Annotated in this window: 4 protein-coding genes; 2 read left to right on the top strand and 2 right to left on the bottom strand. The window is 76.0% G+C overall.

Features of this window, described 5'->3' with window-relative positions; translation table 11 throughout:
- Both ACIQOV_RS28115 and ACIQOV_RS28110 read right to left on the bottom strand, forming a co-directional pair.
- Positions 1–804: MFS transporter (locus tag ACIQOV_RS28115; protein ID WP_401053192.1), on the bottom strand; the 804-nt coding region annotated here is incomplete at its 3' end.
- A 6-nt stretch (positions 805–810) separates the two neighbouring features.
- Positions 811–2,301 carry an alpha/beta hydrolase family protein gene (locus tag ACIQOV_RS28110; RefSeq protein WP_401053190.1) on the bottom strand — a complete coding sequence of 497 codons (1,491 nt, stop codon included), beginning with the start codon at positions 2,299–2,301 and terminating at the stop codon, positions 811–813.
- A 505-nt stretch (positions 2,302–2,806) separates the two neighbouring features.
- Between ACIQOV_RS28110 and ACIQOV_RS28105 the strand changes: the two genes are divergently transcribed.
- The gene (locus tag ACIQOV_RS28105) at positions 2,807–3,973 is read left to right on the top strand and encodes a sensor histidine kinase (protein ID WP_401053188.1); all 1,167 of its coding nucleotides are present in this window, start codon (positions 2,807–2,809) and stop codon (positions 3,971–3,973) included.
- Positions 3,970–4,632 carry a response regulator gene (locus ACIQOV_RS28100; protein ID WP_401053186.1) on the top strand — a complete coding sequence of 221 codons (663 nt, stop codon included), beginning with the start codon at positions 3,970–3,972 and terminating at the stop codon, positions 4,630–4,632. Before ACIQOV_RS28105 ends, ACIQOV_RS28100 begins: the two co-directional genes overlap by 4 nt.
- Positions 4,633–4,765 lie beyond the last annotated feature (133 nt).

Below are 4,765 nucleotides of genomic sequence, written 5' to 3'. Positions count from 1 at the left end.
CTTCTCCAGGAAGAAGCAGAGGTCCTGGACCATGTAGTTGGGCGAGGCGTTGCGGATGACGCTGACGCCGTCGTGCCGGGCGGCGGCCAGCAGGGCCTGGACGGCCCGCGCGGCGAGCCGGGCCGCCTCGCCGCCCGGCAGGCCGGGCAGGTGAGCGGCGGTCAGCGTGGTGAGCAGCGCGGCCGCGCCCGAGACCGCGACCGACTCGCCGGTGATCCGCATCGTGTTGAAGACGCCGGCCGCGGCCCCGGCGCGCTCGACCGGCACCGTGCCCACCGCCGCGTCGTCCATCACCCCGAACGCCAGCCCCACCCCGGCCCCGAACGGCAGCAGCGGTACCGTCAGCGCCGCCCACCCCGCGCCGCCGCGCACCGTGACCAGCAGCAGGGCGCCCAGCGCGATCAGCGCCGAGGCGCCGGTCAGCACCGTACGGACGGAGAACGCCGCGGCCAGGCGCCCGGCCGGCAGCGGCAGCAGCAGGACGGGCACCGTCAGCGGCAGCAGGAGCAGACCACTGGTCAGCACGGAACGCCCGCCCACCCCCTGGAGGTAGGCGGGCAGGTAGACCAGCAGCACCACGAAGCCGAGGGTCACGGTGAACGGCTGGCACACGACCGCGAGGAACTCGGGCCGCCGGAACAGCCGGACGTCGAACATCGCCCGCTGCGCCCGGCGCAGCTCCACCACCGCGAAGGCCGCCACCAGCAGGGCCGCGCCGGCCAGCGGCAGCAGGGTGCCCGGCGCCGTCCAGCCGGCCGGCGCTGAACCACCCCGGCACCGGGCCGGCGCCGGGCCTCCCGTCACCCGGCTTCACCCACGGTCGCCCGGGCGGTGGACGCTGAGGTCGCCGTAGGCCCGCAGGGCGCCGGCCGGGTCGCCGGGCTGGTCCCGCAGAACGGCGTCCAGGAAGGCGAGGGTGGCCGCGGCGACGACGCGCGGGCTCTCGGTGCGGCCCAGGGAGCCGACGAGCGAGGGCACGGGCGGCAGGTACAGGGGGCCGTCCATGAAGGTGAGATGCGCGGTGCCGGGGACGGTGAGCCGGTAGCTCGTCGCGGTGCTGGACCCGAGCGCCTCGGTGAGGCGGGGCAGATAGCGCGGGTCGGTTCCCGGGGTGAGGGCCTGGGTGAGTGCGAGCGTCGGCCGGTCGAGGGCGGGTGCGGTGGGGCCGTGGGGGTAGCCGTCCAGGTCGACGACGGCGCCGAACCGGCGGTCCTGCCGGGCCGCCTGCAGGGCGGCGGCGCCGCCCATGGAGTGGCCGCTCACCGCGACCCGCCCGGTGTCCAGGCGTCCGGTCAGCGGGTCGGCGATCCCGCCCCGGTCCAGGGTGTCCAGCCGGGTGAGGACGAAGCCGAGGTCGGCGGCCCGCACCGCCGTCCAGCCGGCCGCCAGCTCGTCGTCCTTGTCCCGGTCGCCGCTGGAGGCGGTCTCGGTGGTGATCGTCCGGCCGTCGGCGAGGACGACGGCGGCGGAGTCGTACGGGTGGTCGAGGGCGGCGACCACGTAGCCGTGGCTGGCCAGTTCCTCCGCCCAGGCGGTGTTCTGGGTGCGCACCCCGCCCGACCCGGGGGAGAACAGCACGACCGGGAACCGTTCGCCACCGCCGGCCACCGGGGCGTCGAAGACCGAACGGCTGCGGGCCCGCGGAACACCGTCGACCAGGAAGCCCGGCAGGCCGACGCCGCGGGCGAGGGCCTCGGAGACGGTGCGCGCCTCGCGCTCGGTGCGTCCGAGGTACTGGGCCCGCCGCGTGCCCGCGGGGCTCTGCCGCGCGGGGTACCAGAGCTGGACCACGACGGTGCGCAGGTCGTTCGGATCGGCGGTGAAGGTCTCGGGGCGGTGCGGGTCGGTCCACTGCACCACGCGGGTGCCGACCGCGAAGGCGCCCGACGGTTCGGGGAACACGGGTACGGGAAAGGCCCAGGCGGCCACCGGGCCGGTGGCGATCAGGCCGGCGCAGGCCACCGATCCCGGCAGCGCCAGCCACCAGCGGGCCCGCCACGCCGGCCGGCCGGTACGGCGCCGCAGCAGGGGGGAGAGGGCGAACGGCGCCGCGAGGGCGGCGCCGGCCAGGACCGGCAGCAGCTGCCAGCGGATCCCCGTCACGGCCAGCGCGAGCGCGGACGGCACGAGGAGCGCCCCCGCCGCGATCGTCACGCGCGGGCGGGCGGCGGGGGGAAGCCAGCGCGCCACCACCAGCGCGACGGCACCCAGCAGGGCGAGGATTTCCAGGGGGGACATGGGCAGTCCCGCGATGTTCTCGGTCACCCGGCCATGCTCGGCGCCGGGCGTGCGCCGCCGCATCGATCACGGGTCGCCGCCGTGGCCGACCGGGGTCGCAAACCGCTGAACGTCCCCGTACGACCGCAGCAGTAGTCGAGCACACCGGACCGGCGGCCGCACTGCGACCACGGGAGGTATCGGGACTCCTCCTGCGGGCGTATCCCGGCCCGGCGCGATCAGACGGTGGACTCATGTGCCGCGCGGGCCGGCGGCCTACCGTGAGCAGGGCCGCGGTCCGTGCCGGGCAGCGGTCCGTGCCGGGGCGGCGGTGGTGCGTGCCGGGGCGGCGCGAGGCGTACGGCCTCCGTGTCCGACCCGGAACCGGCTGTCCGCGGCGGTGGCCCCGGCCGGGGCCACCATGACGCCGAATCGACAGGGACGTGCGATGACCGAGGCGGCCGCGGAACCCGGCCAGGCCCACCGGAACCAGGTGCCTGTACGGGTGCGGGTGCGGGCACGGTGGGCGAGGACGGCCCTACAACTGACGCAGTACGCCGACCTTGCCCGCGCACGAGCGGCGCGACCGGTGAAAGCCGCCGGGCGCTGGGGCTCCCGGCTGCCGCCCGCGGTACGGGACGCGCTGCTGCCGGCGCTCCTGCTCCTCAACGTCACGACCACGCGCCCGCCGCACGAGCTGCCGGTGGCCGTGGCCCTCACCGCCGCCCTCGCGCTGCCCCTGCTGTGGCGGCGCCGGGCCCCGCGCACGGTGTTCGGCGCGGTGGCGGCCGCGGCCCTCGTCCAGTGGCTGACGGGCGTCCAACTGCCCGCCGATGTAGCCCTGTTGGTGGCCCTCTACACGGTGGCCGCCACCTCGGGCCGGCGCGGCGCGCTCGTCGCCGGCGCCCTCGTGGAGGCGGGTGCCCTGCTGGCCTGCCTGCGCTGGGCGACGGAAGGCGCGTTCCTGACCCCGTTCGTCGCGGTCACCGCGATGGTCGTCGCCGCCGCCGTCCTCGGCGTGAACGTGCGCACCACGCGCGCCTACCTCGCGGCCCTGGAGGAACGGGCCGCCCGCCTGGAGCACGAACAGGAACAGCAGGCGCGACTGGCCGTCGCCGAGGAAAGGACGCGCATCACCCGGGAGATGCACGACATCGTCACCCACAACCTGTCCGTCATGGTCGCGCTCACCGACGCCGCCGTCTACGCCCAGCACCGGTCGCCCGACAAGGCCACCACCGCGATGCTCCAGATCTCCGAGACGGGCCGCCAGGCCCTGACCGACATGCGGCGCTCACTGGGCGTCCTGCGCACCGACGAACCGGACGCGCAGCGCCACCCGCTGCCCGGCATCGCCCAACTGGAGGCCCTCGCCGACCAGATGTGCGCCGCCGGACTGCCCACCCGCCTCGACGTCCACGGCGGCCACGCCCACATCCCCGCCACCGCCCAACTCACCGTCTACCGACTGGTACAGGAAGCCTTGACCAACACCCTCAAGCACACACCCGCCGGCACCCGCGCCACCGTCCGCATCCACTGCTCGACCGCGGCCGTCACCGTGGACGTCACCGACAGCGGCCCCCGCCCGCCGCATCCGCGTCCCGCCGCCGCACCGTCCGGCCACGGCATCCCCGGCATGCGCGAGCGCTCGGCCGCCTACGGGGGGACATTGCGGGCCGGACCGCTCCCGGGCGGCGGCTGGGGAGTCCACACCCGCCTGCTGCTCGACAGCGGCGAAGCGGCGCGCGCATGACGATCCGCATCCTGATCGCCGACGACGAAGCGCTGCTCCGGATGGCCTTCAGTACCGTCCTGGAGGCCCAGCCCGACATGGCACCGGTCGGCGAGGCCGCCGACGGCGCCCAGGCCGTACGCCTCGCCCGGGAGCTGCGCCCCGACGTCGTCCTCATGGACGTCCGGATGCCCGGGACCGACGGGATCGAGGCGACCCGGCAGGTCGTCGCGGCCTGCCCGCGGAGCAGGGTGCTCATCCTCACCACCTTCGACCTGGACGAGTACGCCTTCGCCGGACTCAACGCCGGGGCCTCGGGCTTCCTGCTGAAGAACGCCCGGCCGGAGGAACTGCTCACCGCGATCCGCAACGTCGCCGCGGGCGACGCGGTGATCTCCCCGCGGATCACCCGCCGCCTGCTGGAGAACCTCCGCCCGCACATCCCCGACGGCCGCGGCCCCGAGCACGACGAGCGGCTGGGCCGGCTCAGCGCCCGCGAACGCGAGGTGCTCGTCCAGGTGGGCCGCGGCCTGTCCAACGCGGAGATCGCGGCCACCCTGTACCTCGCGGAGGCGACCGTGAAGTCCCACCTGGGACGGATCCTGCAGAAGCTCGAACTCCGCGACCGGATCCAGGCCGTGGTCCTCGCCTACGAAAGCCGCCTCGTCCACCCGGCCTGACCCCGCAGCCCCGCCGCCGCGTGGGGCCGCCCGCCCTCCACGCCCCTTCGCCCTGGTCCGCCCAACCCGCCGGGCCGCGCGCAGGAAGTCGGCCCCGCCGACTTCCTGCGCTCTGGCTCGGTGGGGTGGGGTG

Origin of the sequence: Kitasatospora sp. NPDC091257 (assembly GCF_044757675.1) — a bacterium.
Taxonomy (GTDB): domain Bacteria; phylum Actinomycetota; class Actinomycetes; order Streptomycetales; family Streptomycetaceae; genus Kitasatospora; species Kitasatospora lactacystinica.
The sequence above is the reverse complement of the archived record's forward strand: the minus strand, read 5'-3'. Positions and strand labels throughout refer to the sequence as shown.